This window comes from Nocardia sp. NPDC004573 (genome assembly GCF_053602135.1).
The window spans coordinates 1-21,605 of the sequence record NZ_JBSGDA010000044.1; the positions used below are offsets into that span (position 1 = coordinate 1).

Sequence of the window (21,605 nt, forward strand, 5' to 3'; positions counted from 1 at the left end):
GCTCCGGCAACGCCGCCCGATCCAACTTCCCCACCGGCGTCAACGGAATCTCATCCAGCACCATGATCGACGCGGGAATCATGTACGCGGGCAACAACTCGGCGATGAAGTCGACCAAAGCGGTGGTGTCGACGCCTAGCGTGTCGTCCTTCGGCAGCACGTAGGACACCAGCATGGTCAATCCGTTCGGTTGCCGCTTGCCCAGCGTCGCCGCGAACTCGACATCCGGATGGCGGCTCAGCGCGTCGTCGATCTCGCCCAGTTCGACGCGGAAACCGCGGACCTTCACCTGGAAGTCCGAGCGACCCAGGACTTCGATACCGCCCGTGGTCAGACGGCGGGCCAAGTCGCCGGTTCGGTACATGCGCGAGCCCGGGTTGCCGACCTCGCCGCCGAACGGATTGGCCACGAATCGCTCCGCGGTCAGGCCCGGGCGGTTGAGGTAGCCCTGCGCCAGCGCGGGACCGGACAGATACAGCTCACCGACCACGCCAGCCGGGGCCGGGCGCAGGCGGGAATCGAGCACGAACAGGCCGAATCCGGGTATCGCGTTGCCGATCGTGATCGTCTCACCCGGCACGAGCGGCGCGCTGCTGGTCGCGATGACCGTCGCCTCGGTGGGACCGTAGCCGTTGATCATCGCGCGGCCGTCACCGCTCCACCGGTTCACCAGGTGCGGGCCGAACCGGTCGCCGATGACCATGACGACACGCAGGTCCGTGAGACCCGCCGGATCGACCGATTCGAGCGCGCCGGGCGTGATCAGCATGTGGGTGACGCGTTCGCGCTGAAGCAGTTCGGTGAGTTCGAACCCGCCGAACACTGTCGGCGGCGCGATCACCAGCGTCGATCCGGTGGCGAAAGCGAGCAGCAGTTCCAGCACCGACACGTCGAAGTTCGGCGAGCAGATGTGCATCACCCGCGAGCCTTCCGCGACGTCGTAGCGCTCCCGTTCGGAGGCCACCATCGCGCCCAACCCGGAGTGGGTGACCACGACGCCCTTGGGCCGTCCGGTGGATCCGGAGGTGAAGATGACGTAGGCGGGATGATGTTCGGTGAGCGGCCGCACCCGATCGGTGTACGACACCGGGTGTGCGGGCCGCCGCGCGATTCGCTCGTTGTCTCCCGGATCGTCGAGTTCGATCCACGGGATGGAAGTACCCAGCGCCGCGCGGTACGCGGAAGTGGTCAGGCCCACCGCGGCTCCGGAATCGGACACCATGTAGGCGATCCGCTCGGGCGGGTAGGTGGGGTCGATCGGCACGTAGGCGGCGCCCGTCTTGGCCACGGCCCACACCGACAGGACCGACTCGAGGGAGCGGCGAATGCCGATGGCGACCACGTCGCCGGGGCCGAGTCCCCGGTCGATCAGCTCGCGCGCCAACCGCGACGACGATTCATCGAGCTGCCGATAGGTCAGCTCGACGGTATCGGCGGAATCGCCTGTCGGGCTGAATCGGATCGCGACCGTGTCGGCGGCGGATTCGACCGCGGCGGTGAGCAGTTGCCCGAAGAGCAGACCGCCGGAACGGCGACGACGGTTTCCACGCGCGGAACGGCGGTCCATCTTCATTTCCCGTGCTTTCTCACTCAGGTGGCGCCGGCTTTCCTGGCCGAACGCCATCGATCCAACCCACAACCTCGCTACTTGCTCGCAATGGTGTCGCAGACAGACCGGTGCTCCTCTCACAAGAAGCACCAGACCCTCTGCCCCCGTCGGGGGACAGTACACAGCCGGTCACCCGCCCATGCCGCGGCATACTGCAGCGCCTGGCGAATTATGCTGTGTTTCACACCTTTCGCCCACCAAGTGCTGAAATGCAGCGCAGACCCCCATGATGCGCCTCGATCGGCCTGCTCGTGCGGCGTACGCGCCTCTCCGCTCCGGTGGGGGAGGAGGTGCGGCGTGTGTACGAGATGCCGGGCAGCAGGAACCGTCGCAACGGCATCCCAGCCGTATCAGAAGGTTCGTGTCCCGGCCGCCCCAGCCCGCCGCCGCCCGCGGCATCAGGGGAAGGTGCAGGCGGGAGCGCCGCCCGAGCTGTCCACATATCCGGCGCGCAACATGCGTAGCAGTAGACACAGCGCTTGGGTGGCCGATCCCGCCGAGGCCGCCCCGGTATCCGCGATGGTCGCCTGCTGCTCGAGCGGCGCGGCGGACGCGGTCGATAGCGGTGCGAGGAGGGTGGCCGTCACGAGGAGGCTCGCGGTGATCGCCTTCATGAGCATGAGTATTCGGCGAATGCCACCCCGCCGCACGACCCCAGTCATCGGGGCGCACCGGCACGACGCCGCCGATGCGGGTCGTTGCTCAGCGATGGCCGATCACAGCAGTTGCAACGACCACGGCACCGCTGGGATCGGCACCGCCGCGGTAGGTGGGTTCATCCGGCTCGTCTTGGATCCCGTGGTGAATTCGGGATCGGTCCCCATGATGACGCGGCCCTCGTTGTTGACCAGCAGTACCCGTTCATCGAATGCCCGGAAGCGCGGAAGGAGGAAATCCTCGATCGATGCCACCGGAACGTCGGCCCCCGCGATGCCTAGAAATGCGCCCGATCCGGCCGTCACCGGTATCGCGAAGGTGCAGACGTACTGATCGGTGCAGGCGTAATCCAGGCGTGGCCCGTGCACCCAGCGCCGAGCCTGGTCGCGCGGGATCTCGAACCATTCCATGGCCGTGTAGTCGTAGAAGTACTCGTTCTCCGGATTCAATTCCAGGACGAGGCGTTGCGGTCCGCGGTCCGTGTCGATCGACCACCATTCCAGATATCGAGGACGATCGGCGAGAACGGCGTCGGCCATCACCAAGCCGGCGCCTTCGAACAGTTTCCCGCGCCGCTCGAGCTCCGCGATGATGGTGTCGCGCAGCGGCGCCAGATCGGTCGATCGGGGGGTGTGCCGCGGCTTCTCGGTCAACCCGTCCCACAGCGCCGCCAGCGCGGCACCGATCGTCCCGAGCGATTGATAGATCTCGTCGGCCAGTTCGGTGACGATGTCGGCAAGCGACTCGACGTTCACCGGGGTGGAAAAGCTATCGGTATCCCGCATCGATCAACTGAGTTCCAAACGTAGGGCCACGAGGCGGCGGATTCGTGATTCGATCTGTGATTCTGCCAGTTCTCTCGCCCGGGTGTCGTCTTCTTGTTCGATGGCGTCCACCAGATCGCGATGAGCGACGGCCTCCGTCGCCGGATCCAGATTCAGCCGGGGCAACCAGAGCAAGGCCGAGAGTTCGGCCTGCAGAGCCACCTGCGCGCGCGTCAGCCGGGTGGATTGCGCACACACCGCCATCTCGATATGAAAGCGGCTGTCGGCCCGGCGCGCCGAAATGGGTTCACTGCTGTCTTTCAGCCGATCAACCAGGGACCGGAGGCGAGCTATATCGGCCCGCACCCCGCGGCGCGCGGCGAAGACGGCCGCCGCTCCGGTGACGGCGAAGTGTTCGTCGCCCAGGTCACGCAGCTCCTGGATGCTCATCTGCTGCAACCGCGCCACCGAGGCGCCCTCCAGGACGTCCGCCGCGCCCCGGATGAAGCTCCCGCCGCCGCGTCCACGTTTGGTGTGCACGATGCCGCGCTGCCGGAGCACTGCCAGCGCCTCCCGCAGGGTCATGGTCGACACGCCGAGCTGACTGGCCAGATCCGTCTCGCTCGGCAATTGCTGGCCGTCGGCCATCAGACCGAGGCTGATGGCAGCACACAGGCGCTGTACAACGGCGTCGGTTTTCGGGCCGCCGCCCTCCAGCGGCGACAGTACGGCGCCGAGAGCGGTCAGGCCGGCGCTCCCCTGCTTGGACAACGCGACTCCTCGATGGTGCTGTACTCGCGATCCTAGTCACGGACACTTGAAATATGAACTCTGGAATTAGAGGTACAGCAGTGGTTCGGCGGGGGCGGGGCCACGGGCGGCCAGCGAACGCGACGCAATCGTTGCCCGACATCCCTTGAGCTATGACATCTAATGTCTTATGTTATAGGTCGTGAAGCTGCCCACCAGGGCACCCGGACGCGTTGGTATCACGATCGAAGCAGGATTCTCCATGTGCGAGAGCCAGAGCAGTCAGAGCGAGCACCCGCGGCGGCGTCTCCGCAACCGTGAAGAGTCGTCGGCCCGGGACGTCGGAAATGGCTGATATGCACCACACAGAAGTCGACGGCGTGCGTGTGACGTGGCGTTTCGTCCAGCACCACCTGATCGCGATCGTCTCCGTGGACAAGACCTGCGATGCCTCGCCGGTCGCCTCCTTCGGCCCGGGGAACTACCCCGATCTCGCGCAGGCACGCGAACTCCTTCCGGAATTGACAAGGCTGTGGGACGCGGTGCGCCGCGAATTCTGGGCGAAGCTCATCCCGCCCCTGTGCGGCCGGCCCGCATGGGCGTGAACTCGCCGACACCCCGCCACGCACGCTAGGCGTCGCGCCGGACTCGGTCGGCGACGCAGACGACTGCGCGCCCGGCTCCGAGGCCGGGCGCGCAGATTCGTACCCGTGGGAACTGGTCTCAGTCCCGCGTAACAACCCCGTCCACGCGCCGCCAGATGCCGAGCGGGTTGTCCGCGCGGATCTCCTCGGCGAGGAGGTCGTCGGGAACGTTCTGATAGGCGACCGGGCGCAGGAAGCGCTCGACGGCGCGGCTGCCCACGGAGGTGGCCGACGGCGCGCTGGTCGCGGGGAACGGGCCTCCGTGGACCACCGCGTGGCCCACCTCGACACCGGTCGGCCAGCCATCGAAGAGCACCCGGCCCGCGATCAGTTCGAGCTTGTCCAGCAAGGCCCGGGCCAGCTCACGATCCGCCGGCGTGGTGTGCACCGTGGCGGTGAGCTGACCATCGAGTGTGTCGACGAGAGCGGCGAACTGCTCCGCACCGTTTACCCGGACGACGACCGAGGCGGGTCCGAACACTTCTTCCTGAAGCTCCCGGTCGGCGAGGAACCGCTCACCGGTGGTCACGAACAACTGCGGCACGCCGGTGCAGGCGGCCCCGGTGTGGACGCCCGTCGCGACTGTCCGCACGGCCTCGGTGTCGGCCAGGCGGCGTACCCCCGCCGCGAACGCGGCGGCGATCCCGGGGTTGAGCATCGGTGCACCGGAGGCCGCCGCGACCGCCGCGCTAGCCACGTCGACGAAGTCGTCGGCGCCGGGGCCGTCGGCCAGGAAGACCAAGCCCGGGCTGGTGCACAGCTGACCGACACCGGTGGTCAGCGAGGCGACGAAGTCGGCGCCGAGTTGTGCGCCGCGCTCGGCGAGAGCGCCCGGCAGCACGAAGACCGGGTTGACACTCGACATCTCGGCGAAGACCGGAATGGGCACCGGCCGGGCCGCGGCGGCCGCGACGAGCGCGAGTCCGCCCCGCCGCGAGCCGGTGAAGCCGACCGCCCGGATCCGCGGGTCGCGGACCAGCGCCAAGCCGGTGTCCACGCCGCCGTGGATCAGCGAGAACGTGCCTTCGGGCAGGTCGTGCTCGCGTACGGCGGCGCGCACCGCCCGGCCCACCAGCTCGGAGGTGCCCGGATGGGCGGGGTGCGCTTTGACCACGACGGGCGCGCCCGCCGCGAGCGCGGAGGCGGTGTCACCGCCGGCCACCGAGAAGGCGAGGGGGAAGTTGCTCGCCGCGAACACCGCGACCGGCCCGAGCGGGATCCGGCGTTGCCGCAGATCGGGTTTGGGCAGCGGGCTGCGCATGGGATCCGGCCGGTCTACACGGGCACCGGTCCAGCTGCCCTCGCGCACCACCTCGGCGAACAGCCGCAGCTGTCCGGTGGTGCGAGCGATCTCCGAGCGCACCCGCGCCTCGGGCAGCCCGGTCTCGGCGATCACGCGGTCGACCAGAACCTCACCCACACCCTCGATCTCCCGAGCGATGCTCTCCAGAAAGGCCGCGCGCGGGCCGAAACCGGTGTGTCGATACCTCTCGAAGGCGGCCGCGGCGAGCCCGGCAGCGCGGGCGACGGTCGCGGCGTCGGCCTCGCCGTAGACAGGTTCGAGGGCATCCCCGGTCGCCGGGTTCGTCGCGCGGAACGAACCGGCCGCGCCGGGGACATCGGCCGCGCCCACCAAATGGGCGCCGGTCAGTCGCACAGTGTCGATGCGTGCGGTAGTCATCAGCTCACCTTCTTCACGAGGTCGGCCGGCTCGGCGAGGTCGGTCAACGGGCTGCGGACCGGGCCCGCCGGGCGTCCGATCACCTTCATACCGCCTTGATGATGCTCACCGCGTAGCCCGGCTTCCGGTTGCCCAGGCCGCAGTACCGCATCGCCACGGCCGGCTCACCGTGCCGTCACGACCCGGTCTCGGCGTCGAACTCGACGAAGAGCAGGTGACTGCCGCGAACGATCTCCATCACCGGGAGGGCTTGCTGGACATGTGTTTGGAACCACCGTGCGGAGGCATTACCGGAGCGAAGAAGCTCGACAAGGAGGTTCAGATGTCGACTGGAGCATGGGTGATCATCGTCGTCATCGCCATTGTCGTCCTCGCGGCCATTGTCGCGTTGCTGGTGGTCCCGACGCTGCGCAGGCAGCGACTACGCCGCAGGTTCGGACCGGAGTACGACCGGACGGTCCAGGAACTCGACGACCGCAAGACCGCCGAGCGGGAACTCGCCGAACGCGAACGCCGGCATGCGCAGTTGCGCTTACGCGAACTGTCGGAGGACGAGAAGCGGGTCTATTCCACCCGCTGGGTAGAGGTGCAGGAACGTTTCATCGATGACCCCGCCGGGGCATTGACCGAAGCCGACCGCCTCGTCACCACGATCATGGCCGAGCGCGGCTATCCCACGGAGAACTACGAGCAGCAACTGGCGGATCTTTCCGTCGAGCATGCCGAGCCGTTGGGCCACTATCGCGCGGCGCACGACATCGCGACCCGCCCGGCGGGCAGCGCGGTGTCCACCGAGGATCGTCGCTCGGCGATCGTGCACTACCGGGAACTGTTTCAAGACTTGGTCGGCGTGGCCGGCCGGGAAGACAAGGACGTGAAGTAATGAGCACCGAGTCCGAGCGGCGGACCTACACCACTGAAGCACAGCAGGGTTCGGCGAAGGCGGGGCAGACCCGCGCCGAGTCCGGATACGACCGGACCGGCGAAACCGGCCATGGTCGCGAAGTCGAGTCCGGCGCGGCCCGGCACGATGCCGAGCAAACGGCGAGCGCGGGTTCGGTCGACGCGGCCGGGGGCGCATCGACCACCGAGCAGACGCCCGTTCCCGGGGCCCGCGAATCCGAACCGCTCCGCGAGAACGCCTCGGCAGGGCAACGCGCATCGACCACCGAACGCCCCGAGCACCTCGAGGACTCCGGCCGCAGCGGCGTCGCGACGTCCGAGCAAGCGGTTCCCGCCGGCTCGGCGAGCGGCTCGGGTGTCACCCAGTCCGCCGCCGCGGCGGAAGAGCAGCCCGTGCCGCTGTTCGCCGAGACCGATCGCGATCGCCTGCGCACGCAGTGGCGGGAGGTCCAGGTCACCTTCGTGGACAGCCCGCGCGACGCCGTCCATCGGGCGGACGAACTGCTCGGTGACATCATCCACCAGCTGACCACCACCTACGAGCAGCGCAAACGCGAACTGGACGAGCGGCGCGGCGACACCTCCGACACCGAAGGCCTCCGCCAGGCGCTGCGCGGGTACCGGTCGTTCTTCGACCAGCTGCTCTCGATCGGCGGCTAGCCGCGGAAGTCGTCGTCCATGAGTGTCTTTCGAATGGCCACCGGAACGGTCGACCAAGCGGCGAACTGGGTCGCGCGGCAGGCGAAGGCGCGGGTTCCCACCGCCGATCCCGCCGATCGCGACCCCAGGTTCATCGCCGACACCATGGACATCGGCTGGCTGCTGGTCCGCCTCTACTTCCGGGCGGAGGTGCGCGGCCTGGAACGTATTCCCCCGGAGGGCCCGGTGTTGCTGGTGAGCAACCACTCCGGGGGAAACGTCTCGCCGGAGGTCATGGTGACCACTCTGGCGTTCGTCCGCCGTTTCGGCCCGGACCGGCCCTTCTTCCAACTCGCCCACGACATGGTGATGGCCTACCCCGTGATCGGGTCGTTGCTGCGCCGCTTCGGCACGGTGAGCGCCGACCAGGGCAACGCCGAGCGAGCGTTGCGCGCCGGCGCGGCGGTGCTTGTCTATCCCGGCGGCGACTGGGAGGTGCACCGCCCGACCTGGGAGGAGGATCGCGTCGACTTCGCCGGCCGGACCGGTTTCCTCCGTCTGGCCTGGGATGAACGTGTTCCGATCGTGCCGGTGGTGAACATCGGTGCGCAGCAGACCCAGCTGGTGCTCACCCGCGGGGACCGGATCGCCCGCTTACTGCGGCTGGACCGCATGCTGCGCCTGAAGGTCTTCCCGATTTCGATCGCCCTGCCCTGGGGACTGGACATCGGTGATCTCGCCGGACATCTGCCCTTGCCCAGCAAGATCACCGTCGAATTCCTGGACCCGATCGATCTGCGGGCCGAATTCGGTGCCGAACTCGATCTCGACGCGGCCTACGAGCACGTCACCGGGATCATGCAGGGCGCGCTCAACAGGCTGGACGAGGAACGCGACCTGCCGATCGTCGGCTGATCACGATCGCCGGGTGAATTCGAACCGCCACCAGACAGTTTGTGGTACCTTTCGTAACATATATCCTTTCCTGTGATGGAGGTCTCCCATGCGCGACGCGGCGCATGAAACGGTCGCATGGTTCGCCGCGCCAGGCGCCGAGGGCGGCGGAGCGGCGCTGGACCAAGTGGCGATCATGACCGGCGCTGCCGGGCTCGTCGCCCTCGTCTTGCTGTGGGTCGGCTATCTGCATCGCAGCCGCCGGATCACCTGGCTCCAGCGGCTCGCCGATCGCCTCGGGCGACTGTTCAATCGCCCGGGCTGGGTCGCCTTGCCGCTCGCGATGTTCCTCGCGACGATCCTCACCGCTCTGTTGGGCTTCATCTGGGATGTCAGCCTGCACGTGGGCAACGGCCGGGACAACGGGCCGCTGGCCAATCCGGCGCACTACTTCATCCTGGCGGGCTTGTTCTTCCTGTTCACCGCGGGGATGGCGGCGATCGTGCTGCCACTGGACGAGAAGCCCGGCGCCGCGGCGGTGCGCATCACCCGCACCTGGTACGCGCCCGTCGGCGGCATCCTCATCGCGGGCTCGGGCCTCTACGCCTTGATCGGCTTCCCGCTCGACGACGTCTGGCATCGGCTGTTCGGGCAGGACGTCACGCTCTGGGGGCCGACGCATCTGATGCTCATCGGCGGCGCCGGTCTGTCGCTGGTCGGTGTACTGCTGCTCGAGTTCGAGGGCAGGCACAGCCGACCCGACCCGGACCGAGCCGACGGCAGGCTGATGTGGCTGTTGCGGTCCTTCGCCTTCGGTGGCCTGCTCATCGGACTGTCGGTCTTCCAAGTGGAATACGACTTCGGAGTGCAGCAGTTCCGGCTCGTGCTGCAGCCGATGCTGATCACCGCCGCTGCCGCCGTCACCCTCGTCGCCGCTCGCGCCAGCCTGGGGCCGCTGAGCACCCTGGTGGTGGTGGGCTTCGCCGCGGCGGTCCGTGCCGTGGTGGCCCTGCTGGTCGGCGGCCCGATCATCGACGCGCCGCGCAATGTCTTCCCGCTCTATCTCGGCTGCGCGGTCGTGGTGGAACTGCTCGCGCTGCTGCCGCTCACCCGTCGGCCCATCTGGTGGGGCGCGGTGTGCGGACTCGCGATCGCGACGGTCGGGATGTGGCTGGAATCCCTTTGGATTCGTGCGATGTTCGTGAACCCGTGGCCTGCGGCGATGTGGCCGGAACTGCTCGTGATGGCCGTTCCCACCGGCATCGCGGGCGGTGTCGTCGGGGCGCTGCTGGCGATGACACTGCGTGGCGAACCGCTGCCGCGTCCGCCGGTGCGACGCGGGTTGATGGTCGCCGCGGTCCTCATCGTGGCGGCCGCCTCCGCCAACGGGTTGCTGATCGATGTTCCGGAGAAGGCCACCGCGACGGTCACGCTGCGTGACGCCGAGCCGGGACCGGACGGCAGGATGGTGCTGGCGGACGTCCGCGTCACGCCCGCCGATCTCGTCGGCTCCGACCCCGAATGGATGCAGATCTTGTCCTGGCAGGGCGGGATCGGTTCCGACAGTCCGGGCCGGGGTCTGGTCGTCGACCACCTGCAGCGGGTTGGTCCCGGGCACTACGTCTCCACCGAACCCGTCCCGGCTCATGGCTCGTGGAAGACCGTCCTGCGATTGCAGGACGGGCGCGTCCTGACTGCCGCGCCGATCTTCATGGCCGCCGACCCCGGCATCGGCGTGGAAGAGGTCCCCGCGCTCGCCTCGTTCACCCGCGCGTTCATCGGCGAGATCTCCGTGCTGCAGCGGGAGCGCTCGTTCGACTACCCGTCCTGGCTGTTCGGCGCGGCATCGCTTGTCGTACTGGTGTGCAGCCTCGTCCTCGTCGGGGCGCTGTCCTGGGGTGCGGCACGCATCAACGATCGGTATCCGCGTGTAAGCCGTACGACCGAGGCGGAACCGGCGGTCTCGCGATGACCCCAGGCGCCGACGGCGTGGACGTCCTGGCCGATCATTCGATCCTGCTGGCGATACCGGCCTTCCTGCCCGCCCTGGTCCTGGTCGCCGTCGTCGTTCTCGTCGCCCTGCGTGATCGCCGCGCCGAGCAGCGCGATCGGGCACCCGGTTCGCCGTCCGAGCGCGGCGCGGAGAAGGAGGAATGATGGCGTCCGTGCGCCGCTGGGTTGCGCTGGTGCTGCTGAGTGGTCTGCTCGTGGCCGGCTGCGCGTCTTCCGATCCCACCACCCCCTCCTCGCCGAGCGGGACGGCCGCAGACTCGGACGCTCTCGTCATCGCCGTGCGAATCGCCGCAGGCTCGGTGAGCCCGGTGGATGCCCGGCTGGAAGCTCGGGTAGGACGACCGATCGAGATCGTCGTCGACAGCGACACCGATGACGAACTGCACGTCCATGCCACGCCCGAGCACACCTTCGCGATCACTCCTGGCGAGGACCTGCGATTCCGCTTCGCCGTGGACGTGCCGGGGCGAGTGGAGATCGAACTGCACCACGCCCGGCGCACCGTGGCGACGCTGCTCGTGCGCGGATGACGGTTCTCGCCCACGGCATCGGCGGCGCCACCGACCTGCCGATTCCGCTGTCGTACGCGCTCGTCGGCGCAGCCTGGGCCTTGACGTTCTCGTTCGCGGTGCTGGTGCTGGCTTGGCGCGAACCGCGCCTGGAGCCACGATCACCGGGATACGCGCTCCCGGCGCCGGTGCGGGCCGTCGTGGACGCCAGGGGGGTGCGGGCCGCGATCTCGGTGATCAGCGTGGCCGTCACCATCGCCGTCGTCGTGATCGGCCTCTTCGGCCCTTCCGACCCGGCGCGCAATCCCGTTCCCGGCGTCGTCTATATCTTCCTGTGGGTCGGAGTCATGGTCGCCTCGCTGGTTGCCGGACCCGTCTGGCGGGTGTTGTCACCGGTGCGGGCGCTGCATCGCGCCGTCTGCCTGGTGTGGCGACTTCGGCCCAGCCACGGGTGGATCCGTTATCGCAGTTCTTGGGGGCAGTGGCCCGCGGTGCTGGGCCTGTTTTCGTTCGTATGGCTCGAACTGGCCTATCCGGAACCGGGTTCGGTGGCCGCGGTCACCACCTGGTTCGTCGCATACCTCGTCGTGAACACGATCGGATTGCTCGTGTGCGGCAGCATATGGGCCGAGCGCGCGGACCCGCTCGAGGTGTACAGCAGTCTACTGGGCAGGCTGAGCCCGTGCGGACGTCGCGATACCGGCGAACTCGTGCTGCGATCGCCGTTGAACAACCTGGCGGGCACTCCGGCCCGGATCGGCGGGGTGGCCGTGGCCGCTACTCTGCTCGGCTCGACCGCGTTCGACAGCTTCACCACGTTTCCTTCGTGGCGCGGTCTGCTGGCTGATGCCGGGAGCAGCGGATCCGACGTCCTTCCCGCCGTGCTGAACACGGTGGGATTGCTGGGCTTCATCGCCGTCGTCGGCGGCGTCTTCCACACCGCCGCCCGGGCGGCCGGAGGCCAGACCGAAGCCGAGCGCAGACGTCTCCCGGCTCGCCTCGCGCACAGCCTCACTCCGATCGTCGCCGGTTATCTGATCGCCCACTACCTCACGTTCCTGATCGAGAAAGGCCAGGCGACGGCGCTCTTGTTCGCGGACCCGCTGGGACGGGGCTGGAATCTGGCCGGGCTCGCCGACCGCGACGTCGCCTTCATCCTGTCCACCCATCCCGCGGCACTGGGAACGATCAAGGTGCTGGCGGTGGTGATCGGGCACGTCGTCGGCGTCGCCGCCGCACACGACCGCTGCCTGCGGCTGCTGCCGCCCGCGCATCGGGTCACCGGTCAATTGGCTTTGATGCTGACCATGGTGGGCTTCACCTTCACCGGCCTGTACCTACTGTTCGAGTCCTGAGGAGCCGACCGGCCCCTGCCGCACATCCGATCTCAGTGCCCACCCCAGAGCCGCGCACTACCGAGTGTGAATCCGCAGCACACGGGGGCGCGACGGACGTCGACAGTCGCGCGTAAGGACCTTGGTCCTGTTCGGCGAGCAGTGCTCGGCCGCCATGTCGCACCCACACTCGACGATTCGCGGTCCGACGGAAGGGAAGCGAAGGACCGTCGACCCTACTGCCCATTGTGGAAACCGCGTGGAATGAAGGAGTCATCGCCCCATCCCTCATTGGAGTCAAGCGATGAGCATGCGGCGGGAGCCGCATCGGCGAGGTCCCAGGGACGCGCGCAGCGTCGATCGCGGGGGTAAGGGTCTCCGCTTCGGCCACCGAGGTCGACCACGGTGATTGGAGGATCGCATGACCGCAGGTTCGTCCGCTCACGCCCGACGACCGCGAAACGGTAGCTGCTCTGCATCGGCAGATGTCGGCCCACGACGCGCATCTCCGGTTTTTCAGCGCCCTCCCGACGCACATCGACGCGTTCGCCGAGCAAACTGTGCCTGCACGACTTCACGCATTTCGCGCTGGGCGCCTTCGAGGGTCGAGACCTGGTCGGGATCGCCAACTACGTCGTGACCGACGCGACGTCTGGACATGTCGCGGCGGAGATCGCGCTGGCGGTCGCCGCCCACGACCAGCGTCACGGCATCGGCACTCTGCTCGTCCGGCGCGTGGGGACGGCCGCTTACCTGCGCGGGGTGGCACGCCTGACCGCCGACATTTTGACCGAGAACACTCTGATGCTGGCGATCATCGCCGAACAGGGATGGAAGGACGCGCTGCGGTACGACGGCACCGTCGCCTACCTCGACCTGGAACTGGACGTCTACAGGCAGGCTCAGCCTGCACGAATCGGCTGAACGGAGGGTAGGAGCGCGATGACCGCCGCTCCCAGCCCGAATCGATGCAGTTGGTCACGCCGCCGACCGTCGCGGGAGCGATGTCGGTGGCGACTACGCCAGTCTCGCTTCCTTTCGTATGCGGTGCCTTTGCGCCGAATAGCCGGTTCGGCGGGCAGCTCTTCGCCGGGCTCGAGCCCGGCAGCTGGTCTCGGGCCCACGCTGAGGACCTTCGCCTCTGCAACCGGCTCAGTCGGCCGAACATGCTCGATGCATGCCCGGCGCATCGCCCGGACGCTCTCGATTCCGGTACGTCGCGCGACGCGATCTTCGCGCGGTCGCCGATCAGCCGAGTGGAGCTGCCGGGCGGAGACGGGAGGTCGTGATGTTCGGCGGGTACATCGGAAAGGCGCTGCGCGCCCCGATGGGGGGAGTGGACGTGCTGCACCTCGTGTTGTCGGACGCGGTGGGCCACGCGCGTGCCACCTGGTCCGGCGGGGACCGCCTGCACGTCAAGGTTTCCGGGTCGGTGCCGGAGCGGATGGAGGCCTACGTCTCCGACCTCTCCGCACGGGTCTGCCGCCTGCCGGGAGTGGCTTGGGCAGGTGTTGACGCCGGGTGCGGGCGTCTGGTGGTCGCCGGAGAGCCGACTACCGAGTTGGACGAGGACGCCGTTCTCGTCGCGGTGCGCGAGGCGGAGGCCGCCGCTGGTGCAGGGGGTCCGTTCCCCGCGACTATCGCCGAGCATCCCACCGATCGGACCGGTTTCGCCAGGTATCTGGTCGCTGCGTGCGCCGATGTGGCCGCGATCGCCGTCGGCACAGTCGGTGCCGTATTGCGCGTGCCCGCACGGGTGACGCAGGTGGAACTCGCGCCCGTCATCGCGTTCGTGCAGAACCAGGAGAGGCTGCGGGGCCCGCTCGAACGGCGTTTCGGAGCTGCGGAGGTCGACTTGGCGCTCGGTCTCGTGGCTGCCGCCGTGGGCGCTCTGGAACGACACCCGCTCAGCCCGGTCGTCGATCTCGTGCATCGCGTACTACTTCTGCGGCAGGAGTGGTCGCGCGCGGCGACCTTCGCACGGGTGGAGCCGGCGCTCTACGCGACGCCGCCGCCGGTGCGCCCACTCTCGCAGTGCACCGCGGCGCGGCCCGTCCCGCTGCCTCCAGGTCCGATCGAGCGCTACGACGAGCAAGATCTGCTTGCCACGGTAGCTGCGGCGCTGGCCGCGATACCACTTTCGCATCGAGCGCAGGAGACGGTCGAGGTGCTCGGCGCTGGAGTGGCGAAAGCCGCCCGGCTCGGACGCGAGACCTTCGCCGCCGGAGTCGCGGAGTACCTGGGCCGCTGTGACGTCCTCGTGGTCCGCCCGGCGACGCTGCGACTGTTCGATCAGGTCGATCGGGTAGTGGTCGACATGGAGGTGCTCGGTGACGCCGAGCCGCCGATCGCCGACGATCAGGGAATCGAAGTTGTCCGGTACGAGCCCAAGTCCAGGGAAAGGTCCGGAGGGCTGGACATCACCGAACTCGTCGCCGGTCTGCAATGCGAAGGACATGTCGTCGCGATCCTCGCGCGGGCTGACGAGCCGGCGCTGGCCGCCGCGGACTGCGGCATCGCCGTCGCTACCCACCCGGAGTATTCAGTGCCCTGGCATGCCGACCTCATCACTGTTGACGGGCTGGTCGGCGTAGCCGCTGTACTCGGTGCGTGCCGGCTCGCTCGCGAAGTCAGCCGGCGCAGCGTGCAACTGGCGCTCGCCGGATCGGCCGCGAGCACACTCACCTGGCTCGGTGTGCGGGCGTCCCGGCGACGCCGTGCAGCAGCGCCGTCGGTTTCCGTCGGCGTCGATGTCGCGGCGTTGGCGGCGGTGGCGCACGGATGTCTCACTGCGCGCAGGCTTGTGCCACCGGCCCCGAAGCCGGTCAACGGTGACTGGCACCGCATTCCGGCGGCCGAAGTCTTGGTTCGGTTGGCCAGCCGCTGGGACGGCTTGACCGACGTCGAGGCGGGTCCTCGTCACCCACCGACCGTCGCCGTGCCGAGCACACCTCGACAGTTGCTCGGTCATCTCGTCGACGAACTGCGGAATCCGCTCACCCCCGTGCTCGCCGCCGGTGCGGCGCTGTCGGTCGCGGTCGGCTCCGTGCTGGACGCAGCCATGGTGGCCACCGTGGTGCTTGCCGACGCCGGGATCGGAACGCTGCAACAGCTCGGCGCGGACCGGGCCGTCGCCGCGCTGGATCGGGTGGCGGCGCAGCAGGTCCGGGTTCGCCGGGGCGGGACCGAAGTGGTGCTTCCCGCGGCGGAGCTGGTTGTCGGCGACATCATCCGGCTCGGTCCGGGCGAGGGGGTGCCCGCGGATTGCCGGCTGCTCGAGGCCGATGGCCTGGAAATCGACGAATCCGCGTTGACCGGCGAGTCGCTACCGGTGGCGAAGGCTGCCGAAGCCATTGACGCGGACGCGCTGGCCGACCAGTCCTGCATGCTGTTCTCGGGCACCGCGGTCGCGACGGGACGCGCGGGCGCGGTCGTGGTGGCCGTCGGAGCGGACACCGCGGCGGGCCGAGCGGCCCGGGGCGTCGCGCCCACACACACCGGAGTCGAGAAACGTCTACAGGCACTGGCGGCGCGAGCCACGCCGATCGCTTTCGGGGCCGGAGCGGTCAGCGTGGCCGCCAATCTCGCCCGAGGGCGCCCACTCGCCGAGACACTCGCCGTCGGGGTGAGTCTGACGGTCGCGGCGGTTCCCGAAGGATTGCCGATTCTCGCCACTACCGCTCAATTGGCCGGTGCCCGACGCCTGGCCACACGCGGAGTGCTTGTCCGCCACAAACGCGCTGTCGAAGCGCTCGGGCGAGTCGACGTGCTCTGTGTCGACAAGACGGGGACGCTGACCTACGGCATCCTGCGTGTCACCGGCGTGCACGACGGGCAGCACGGGCGTGCCCCGGAGGACCTCGGTGGTAGCCACCGCAGCATCCTCGCCATAGCCCATGCGGTGGCGTCGGCCACTCTGCCGAGACGACGCCGTCCGGGCAGCACCGACGACGCCATCGTCACCGCAGCGACAACGGCGCGGCTGCCCGCACCGCCGGGCCCGCTGGCCGAGCTGACCTACGAATCCGGCCGGGCATACCACGCGGTCGTGATCTCCGAACCAGGCGGCGCACGTCTGCATGTGGTGGGCGCTCCCGAGACCATCTTGGAACGCTGTATCCGTCATCATCATCCGGACTCCGGCTACACCCGGCTGGACCACCGCCTCCGGACCCGTCTCGATGGCCTGGTCGCGCGGCTGGCTGGTGACGGCGGCCGGGTGCTCGCGGTCGCCACCCGCAGGCTGCGCACGGCGCCGGAGGACGAGTTGACCGAAGACCACGTCGCCGATCTCGACTTGGCAGGCTTGCTCGTCCTTTCTGATCCGCCACGTCGCGACGCTGCCACAGCGCTGCGGCGGATCGCGCGAGCGGGAGTGCGGCCGGTGCTGATCAGTGGAGATCACCCTGCGACGGCCCGCTGGCTGGCGGCCGAACTGGAGATGCTGCAGGCTTCCGGCGACGTCGGCGCCGGTATCGTCACCGGTCCAGAACTCGATCGCCTCGATGACCAAGCCCTTGATGCCAGACTGCCGGAGTTGTCGGTATGCGCCCGGGTCACGCCCGCCCACAAGGTCCGGCTGGTGGCCGCCTATCGCCGGGCCGGTCACTGCGTCGCCATGACCGGAGACGGCGTCAACGATGCCGCGGCGATCCGGCTCGCCGATGTGGGAATCGCCCTCGGCAGCGGCCGCAGCACCGAGGCGGCCCGCCACGCCGCCGACGTAGTGCTGGTCGAAGACCACATCGGCAGCATCGTCGACGCGCTCATCGAAGGGCGCGCCTTATGGGTGGCGGTCCGCGACGCGGTCGCGAATCTGCTCGGCCACAACTACGGTGAGATCGCCGTGATCGCCGGTGTGAGCCTGCTGACGGGGACGAATCCACTCACGGCGCGCCAGTTGCTGCTGTGCAACCTGTTCACCGACACGATCCCGGCGATGGCGATCGCCGTCCGGCCGCTGCCCGACCTGGATCCGGCGCGCTTGCTCGCCGAGGGCCCCGACCGCTCCATCGGCCCGATGCTCAACGAACGAATCGCCGTGAACGGCATCGCCACCGGTTTGGCCGGTGCGGGCGGCTACCTCGCCGCCCGCCTCACCGGAACCCTCGCGCGGGCCCGCACTGTCACTCTGCTCAGCATCGTGGGCGCGCAACTGGCGGAGACGGCGGTGCTGCGGCCCACGGATCCGGTCGTCGTGGGCGCGTCGGTGGTATCCGCGGCGGCGCTGCTCTGCATTGTCGAAACGCCTGGACTGAGCCAGTTGTTCGGATGCAGGCCGGTGGGCCCTGGCGGACTGCTCATCGCCGGAACTGCGGCGGCAGCAGGCGCGGCCGGAACACTGCTGCTGCCACCCGGGATCGCGGGCAGCCACCGTCGACCAGCGACGGGTTCAGCAGTCCTGGCACGCGGATTCCCGGACGATGCGCGGACAGGAGTGGCTGAGCGCAACCCGGTATCGCCCGTTCGGAGTACCTGATCCGGTCGGCTCCCGGTGCGATAGACGGGGGGTGACCTTTCGAGAACGGTCCGCTCGCATGTCGAGCCCGCCGCTCCGTCCGTTCGGTGATCCGAGAGCCATGCGGCGGCCTTCCCGCGGCGCAGCGGCCCCGTCCGCCGGATGCTGCGCCCGGCCAGACGGGCTGGCAATGCCTCCCGCGAGCTAATCCGCGCGCGTGGGGCCTACGGCTTCCTGGCGGACAGATAGGTGGCCGCGACGACCATCACAGCGATGATGGCGGCGATGACGACTGCGGCAGTCGGCCAATCCATGATGGCTCCTTTCGTACTCTGTGACTTCGACTGTCGTCTCGAGGCACATCGCGGTGGTAGGGGAATTGGCTATTCGGCCGGGGGCTTCAGGCCCTTACCGGTGCGGCCTGGACACTTGATGGCGGAACCTTCCGGCATGCCGCCTCGCGGGTCGCCTCCGGCATGCTCGGGAGCCGAGGCATGACGTTCGGTGCGGCGCCGCACCAGTAGCAGCGCGACCACGGCCACGACGATCGGTAGGAAGCTGACGGTCAGCATGGTGAGCCGAAGAGCGTTCGCGAGGTCCACATCGAGTTGCAGCCCGGCCGCGTGCCGCAGCAGGTTGGGATCGTAGCCGGCGCTGCCAGGACTGTGCGCCACCGCGCTCCGTGCGGCGTCGACGGCCCGCTCGGCGCTGGTGATCGAGATCGCGCGTGAGTGCGCGTCCGCCAGCCATTCGCGCTGGAAGAAGATGTTCAGCAGCAGGAGGTATACGGTGGGCCCCAAGGCGTAGCCGGTCATCCCGGAGGCCAGTTGGACGGAAGCGACGGTGCCGGTATGTCCGGGCGGTGCTCGCGACAGCACCATCTCGGACACCGAAGTCGCGGTGACCAGTGCGCCGAGATTGCACAGCCAGGTGGCCAGTACCAGCAACCACAGCGCCATTGTGGGGCTGACGGTCGCAGCCATGAGCAATCCGCTCGCCGAGAGCAGCGACAACCCGACGACCAATACCGGTCGTGGGCCGTGAACCCCCATCAGGCGCCCGGCGAGGGTGACGGCGCCCGCGATCAGCAGTGTGCCTGGTAGATACAGCGCGCCGATGGTCTCCGGTGACAGCGCCAGCACCTTGGCCCCGAACTGCCCGAGCGCGACCCCGAGTCCGGCTGACAGGAAGTTGAGGGTGATAGCCGACGCCAGAGCAACGTTGAAGGTCGCGCTGCGGAACAGCGTCAAGTCCAACGCGGGTTCGGTTGTACGCCGTTCATGAAGTACGAACGCAGCCGTCGCCGCTGCGCTGAACGCGAACGGCAGCCAGGTTTCCGGCCGAAGAACGCCTTCTTGTGCGGCGGCGATGCCGATGACGAGGCCGAGCAGCGCCGCTCCGATCAAGGCCACGCCGATCACGTCGAGCCGAGGGCGCTGCCGGACAGGTGACTCCGGCACGTAGACGGCGGTCAGCCACAGCGCGAGCAGCGAGAGCGACGGGGCGACCAAGAACAGTGACCGCCACCCGACGGCGGTCACCATCCAGCCCGTGAGCGCTGGGATCACCCCGCACAGGATCATTTCCACCGCCATGAAGACGCCGATGGCGGTGGGTCGCTTCTGCTCCGGCACCGATGTCTTCAACAGGGCCAGCGGCACGCCGAGCAGCGCTGTCATCCCGACACCGTCGAGGACGCGCATTGTGAAGAGGTATGCGTAGCCAGGTGACAACAGGGCGAGCAGGTCGGCGACCGTCACGACACCCAAGCCGAGCATCAGCAGCCGCTTGAGCCCGTACGCATCGCCGAGATTGCCCGCGGCGAGGACAGCGGCGGCCATCACCAAGGTCGCCGTGCCGCCGAGCAAACCGGTGAGTTGCGGCGGCACACGCAGGTCGCGACTCACTTGCGGCAGGTTCAAACTGAGCACAAGGGGATCGAGCACGGTGATCGTGAACGCGAGGGCGAGGGCGATGATGGCAGGCAGGGCCGTCGTATCAGCTCGCGACCGAAGCGCTGGCACCGCGCACCTCCCCGGTCCGGACGCCGATCGGCCTGCCGTCGGGCCCGCGTCCGGTCGATTCTGCCGGTTCGGTCGCCCACGCGGGCCGGTCGCCGTGTCCGAAGGATCGTCGTCGGGCGGCTGGTCCGGGCTCACTTCGCGTGCCGTGATCGGGCGGTGGCGGCACCGATCGCGCGGCTGACGGCCGGTTGCAGTCGTCGTGACAGCTGCCGGTCGCGGGCGTGGGCCAGCAATACCGCGACCTCGGTCGTGATGCTCGAGGACATCGTCTCGATGTCGGGCGTCGTGTCGTAATCGCCGGTGATACCGAAGGTCAGACGGTCGATGTAGCTGAGGATCGCGATCGTTGTGCGCACCCTCATGGCGATCGGAATGCAGGGCCACAACTCGAGCACGTTCCGGCCGCCGAGGGCCAGGCGGTGCTTGGGGCCGGGAATGTTGGTAGCCAGCGCGACGACGCTGCGCTGCGGGAAGGAGACCGCCAGCCGGAACACTTCGGCGACGATTCCGAACGGCAGCCGCCGGGAGAGCGAGAGGATCGACTTCTCGGCATCGGCTTCACCCCGAGAGCGGTGTTTCCGAATCTGCTCGTGGACGGTCATGAGTCGCTCCACGGGCTGATCGACCTCGATCGGTAAATGGGCGATCACCGCGGAGACACGGTTGTCCAGTACGTGTTTCGCCTCGGTCGTGCGGGTCGAGACCGGTACGACGATGCGTAGTTCGGTGGGGGTGGGATGCTCGCCGCGGCTGAGTAGCAGACGACGATAGGCGGCGGCGATGGCAGCTACCGCGACATCGTTGACAGTGACACCGAAAGCCGTTGCTATCTCCTGCACCTGCGGGAGCATGGTGCGCGCCACCGTGTAACGGCGCTGTCTACCGATGGGCCCGTTGAGCGATGACTCGCTTGCCGGCGCGATCGCCGCGTACAGCACCGGCGCCAATGTGCGCACGGTTCCCACGGCGAAACGCGGGATGGTCACGGGTGCCCGAATCGCTTCTTGCAGCAGTCTCAGCACTCCTCTGCCCGGTCGTCTCTCGGGCGGCGTCCGGTACTCGCCGATATCGACCGTGGAGGGGTCACAGAAACTTTCGAGCAGGGTGAGCTCGGAGATGCCGTCGACCATGGTGTGATGAGCCTTGAGGATGATCCCCCAGCGATCCTCGGTCAGCCGGTCGATCACGACCACCTCCCACAGGGGGTGGTCACGATCCAGTCGCTCGGTGAGCTCGGTCGCGATCAGCTCCTGCAACTCCCGCTCGCCACATGGCTCCGGTAGCGCGGTCCATCGAATATGATGATTCAGATCGAAATTCGGGTCGTCCTCCCACACCGGCGCTTTCACGTCCCATGGCACGCGCCGGACCCGCTGCCGCAGCCGTGCGTGTCGCTCCAGTCCGCGATCCAGCCAACCGCGCAGCTCGATCCTGGACGGCGCCGGCCCCTCGAGGATCGCCACCGTACCGATACCGAGGCTGATTCTGCGGTCGGTGTCTTCCATTTCCATGAAGCCCGTGTCCAGCGGGCCCAATTCGGTCATCACGAACCCGTCCCGGCAGCGGTCGCAGGCTGCTGCCTATCGGCTGGTACTGCCACTGCTAGGGATGAATCTTCCCGTGCGTCGACGTTTCCGAGGGAGATGCCAAGGTCACCGGCCCAGGTGACGTAGGGCATTCTCTCGGAGCGCGACCCCGGGTGCCGTCGTGATGTCGGGACACCGTA

17 protein-coding genes and 1 pseudogene are annotated in these 21,605 nt (G+C 68.5%); 10 read left to right on the forward strand and 8 right to left on the reverse strand.

Annotated elements, in window-relative coordinates:
• From ACWEKR_RS34855 to ACWEKR_RS34870, 4 genes are all read right to left on the reverse strand, one after another.
• The coding region (locus ACWEKR_RS34855; protein ID WP_452358139.1) for an amino acid adenylation domain-containing protein at window positions 1-1,573 on the reverse strand (1,573 nt) is incomplete at its 3' end.
• Between the two features lie 434 nt (window positions 1,574-2,007).
• Complete coding sequence (locus tag ACWEKR_RS34860) at window positions 2,008-2,223, reverse strand: hypothetical protein (protein WP_452358140.1); 216 nt, start codon at window positions 2,221-2,223, stop codon at window positions 2,008-2,010.
• A 102-nt stretch (window positions 2,224-2,325) separates the two neighbouring features.
• The gene (locus ACWEKR_RS34865) at window positions 2,326-3,051 is read right to left on the reverse strand and encodes a cache domain-containing protein (RefSeq protein WP_452358141.1); all 726 of its coding nucleotides are present in this window, start codon (window positions 3,049-3,051) and stop codon (window positions 2,326-2,328) included.
• A gap of 3 nt (window positions 3,052-3,054) precedes the next feature.
• Window positions 3,055-3,801, reverse strand: coding sequence for a FadR/GntR family transcriptional regulator (locus ACWEKR_RS34870; RefSeq protein WP_452358142.1), 747 nt, complete (start codon window positions 3,799-3,801; stop codon window positions 3,055-3,057).
• Between the two features lie 335 nt (window positions 3,802-4,136).
• Here ACWEKR_RS34870 and ACWEKR_RS34875 point away from each other — a divergent pair, with 335 nt between their 5' ends.
• Window positions 4,137-4,385, forward strand: a complete 249-nt coding sequence (locus ACWEKR_RS34875) for a hypothetical protein (protein WP_159850309.1) — start codon at window positions 4,137-4,139, stop codon at window positions 4,383-4,385.
• A 118-nt stretch (window positions 4,386-4,503) separates the two neighbouring features.
• Here the strand turns inward: ACWEKR_RS34875 and ACWEKR_RS34880 are convergent, their stop codons facing one another.
• Window positions 4,504-6,105 (reverse strand): aldehyde dehydrogenase (NADP(+)), encoded by a 1,602-nt coding sequence (locus ACWEKR_RS34880; protein ID WP_452358143.1) that lies wholly within the window; start codon window positions 6,103-6,105, stop codon window positions 4,504-4,506.
• Window positions 6,105-6,250, reverse strand: a pseudogene (locus ACWEKR_RS34885) (5-dehydro-4-deoxyglucarate dehydratase); the annotation flags it as partial. The gene ACWEKR_RS34880 and the pseudogene ACWEKR_RS34885, both read right to left, overlap by 1 nt.
• A 177-nt stretch (window positions 6,251-6,427) precedes the next feature.
• Here ACWEKR_RS34885 and ACWEKR_RS34890 point away from each other — a divergent pair.
• From ACWEKR_RS34890 to ACWEKR_RS34930, 9 genes are all read left to right on the forward strand, one after another.
• Window positions 6,428-6,988: a hypothetical protein gene (locus ACWEKR_RS34890; protein WP_195092392.1), complete on the forward strand. Its 561-nt coding sequence runs from the start codon at window positions 6,428-6,430 to the stop codon at window positions 6,986-6,988.
• On the forward strand, window positions 6,988-7,668 hold the full coding sequence (locus tag ACWEKR_RS34895) for a hypothetical protein (protein WP_452358144.1): 681 nt from the start codon (window positions 6,988-6,990) through the stop codon (window positions 7,666-7,668). Before ACWEKR_RS34890 ends, ACWEKR_RS34895 begins: the two co-directional genes overlap by 1 nt.
• A gap of 33 nt (window positions 7,669-7,701) precedes the next feature.
• The gene (locus tag ACWEKR_RS34900) at window positions 7,702-8,562 is read left to right on the forward strand and encodes a lysophospholipid acyltransferase family protein (RefSeq protein ID WP_452358145.1); all 861 of its coding nucleotides are present in this window, start codon (window positions 7,702-7,704) and stop codon (window positions 8,560-8,562) included.
• Window positions 8,563-8,650: 88 nt separating this feature from the next.
• Window positions 8,651-10,513, forward strand: coding sequence for a hypothetical protein (locus tag ACWEKR_RS34905; protein ID WP_452358146.1), 1,863 nt, complete (start codon window positions 8,651-8,653; stop codon window positions 10,511-10,513).
• Window positions 10,510-10,698 (forward strand): hypothetical protein, encoded by a 189-nt coding sequence (locus ACWEKR_RS34910; RefSeq protein ID WP_195092397.1) that lies wholly within the window; start codon window positions 10,510-10,512, stop codon window positions 10,696-10,698. Before ACWEKR_RS34905 ends, ACWEKR_RS34910 begins: the two co-directional genes overlap by 4 nt.
• On the forward strand, window positions 10,698-11,084 hold the full coding sequence (locus tag ACWEKR_RS34915) for a hypothetical protein (protein ID WP_452358147.1): 387 nt from the start codon (window positions 10,698-10,700) through the stop codon (window positions 11,082-11,084). The genes ACWEKR_RS34910 and ACWEKR_RS34915 overlap by 1 nt, the downstream gene beginning before the upstream one ends.
• Entirely contained in the window at window positions 11,081-12,418 is a 1,338-nt protein-coding gene (locus ACWEKR_RS34920) for a hypothetical protein (RefSeq protein ID WP_452358148.1), read from the forward strand. Before ACWEKR_RS34915 ends, ACWEKR_RS34920 begins: the two co-directional genes overlap by 4 nt.
• Before the next feature lie 600 nt (window positions 12,419-13,018).
• The gene (locus ACWEKR_RS34925; RefSeq protein WP_452358152.1) at window positions 13,019-13,321 is read left to right on the forward strand and encodes a hypothetical protein; all 303 of its coding nucleotides are present in this window, start codon (window positions 13,019-13,021) and stop codon (window positions 13,319-13,321) included.
• 364 nt (window positions 13,322-13,685) lie between these two features.
• Window positions 13,686-17,876 (forward strand): HAD-IC family P-type ATPase, encoded by a 4,191-nt coding sequence (locus ACWEKR_RS34930; RefSeq protein WP_452358149.1) that lies wholly within the window; start codon window positions 13,686-13,688, stop codon window positions 17,874-17,876.
• A 362-nt stretch (window positions 17,877-18,238) separates the two neighbouring features.
• On the opposite strand, the gene ACWEKR_RS34935 is transcribed toward ACWEKR_RS34930, so the two are convergent.
• Window positions 18,239-19,879, reverse strand: a complete 1,641-nt coding sequence (locus ACWEKR_RS34935; RefSeq protein WP_452358150.1) for an MFS transporter — start codon at window positions 19,877-19,879, stop codon at window positions 18,239-18,241.
• A gap of 131 nt (window positions 19,880-20,010) precedes the next feature.
• Window positions 20,011-21,423, reverse strand: coding sequence for a wax ester/triacylglycerol synthase family O-acyltransferase (locus tag ACWEKR_RS34940; protein ID WP_452358151.1), 1,413 nt, complete (start codon window positions 21,421-21,423; stop codon window positions 20,011-20,013).
• Window positions 21,424-21,605: the final 182 nt, after the last annotated feature.

What these genes read in the sequence shown, in the direction of transcription:
- ACWEKR_RS34920 (WP_452358148.1), top strand. Translation starts at nt 11,081, where the DNA reads ATGACGGTTCTCGCCCACGGCATCGGCGGCGCCACCGACCTGCCGATT.
- ACWEKR_RS34915 (WP_452358147.1), top strand. Translation starts at nt 10,698, where the DNA reads ATGGCGTCCGTGCGCCGCTGGGTTGCGCTGGTGCTGCTGAGTGGTCTG.
- ACWEKR_RS34875 (WP_159850309.1), top strand. Translation starts at nt 4,137, where the DNA reads ATGCACCACACAGAAGTCGACGGCGTGCGTGTGACGTGGCGTTTCGTC.
- ACWEKR_RS34900 (WP_452358145.1), top strand. Translation starts at nt 7,702, where the DNA reads ATGGCCACCGGAACGGTCGACCAAGCGGCGAACTGGGTCGCGCGGCAG.
- ACWEKR_RS34880 (WP_452358143.1), bottom strand. Translation starts at nt 6,105, where the DNA reads ATGACTACCGCACGCATCGACACTGTGCGACTGACCGGCGCCCATTTG.
- ACWEKR_RS34890 (WP_195092392.1), top strand. Translation starts at nt 6,428, where the DNA reads ATGTCGACTGGAGCATGGGTGATCATCGTCGTCATCGCCATTGTCGTC.
- ACWEKR_RS34865 (WP_452358141.1), bottom strand. Translation starts at nt 3,051, where the DNA reads ATGCGGGATACCGATAGCTTTTCCACCCCGGTGAACGTCGAGTCGCTT.
- ACWEKR_RS34895 (WP_452358144.1), top strand. Translation starts at nt 6,988, where the DNA reads ATGAGCACCGAGTCCGAGCGGCGGACCTACACCACTGAAGCACAGCAG.
- ACWEKR_RS34930 (WP_452358149.1), top strand. Translation starts at nt 13,686, where the DNA reads ATGTTCGGCGGGTACATCGGAAAGGCGCTGCGCGCCCCGATGGGGGGA.
- ACWEKR_RS34860 (WP_452358140.1), bottom strand. Translation starts at nt 2,223, where the DNA reads ATGAAGGCGATCACCGCGAGCCTCCTCGTGACGGCCACCCTCCTCGCA.
- ACWEKR_RS34905 (WP_452358146.1), top strand. Translation starts at nt 8,651, where the DNA reads ATGCGCGACGCGGCGCATGAAACGGTCGCATGGTTCGCCGCGCCAGGC.
- ACWEKR_RS34910 (WP_195092397.1), top strand. Translation starts at nt 10,510, where the DNA reads ATGACCCCAGGCGCCGACGGCGTGGACGTCCTGGCCGATCATTCGATC.
- ACWEKR_RS34940 (WP_452358151.1), bottom strand. Translation starts at nt 21,423, where the DNA reads ATGACCGAATTGGGCCCGCTGGACACGGGCTTCATGGAAATGGAAGAC.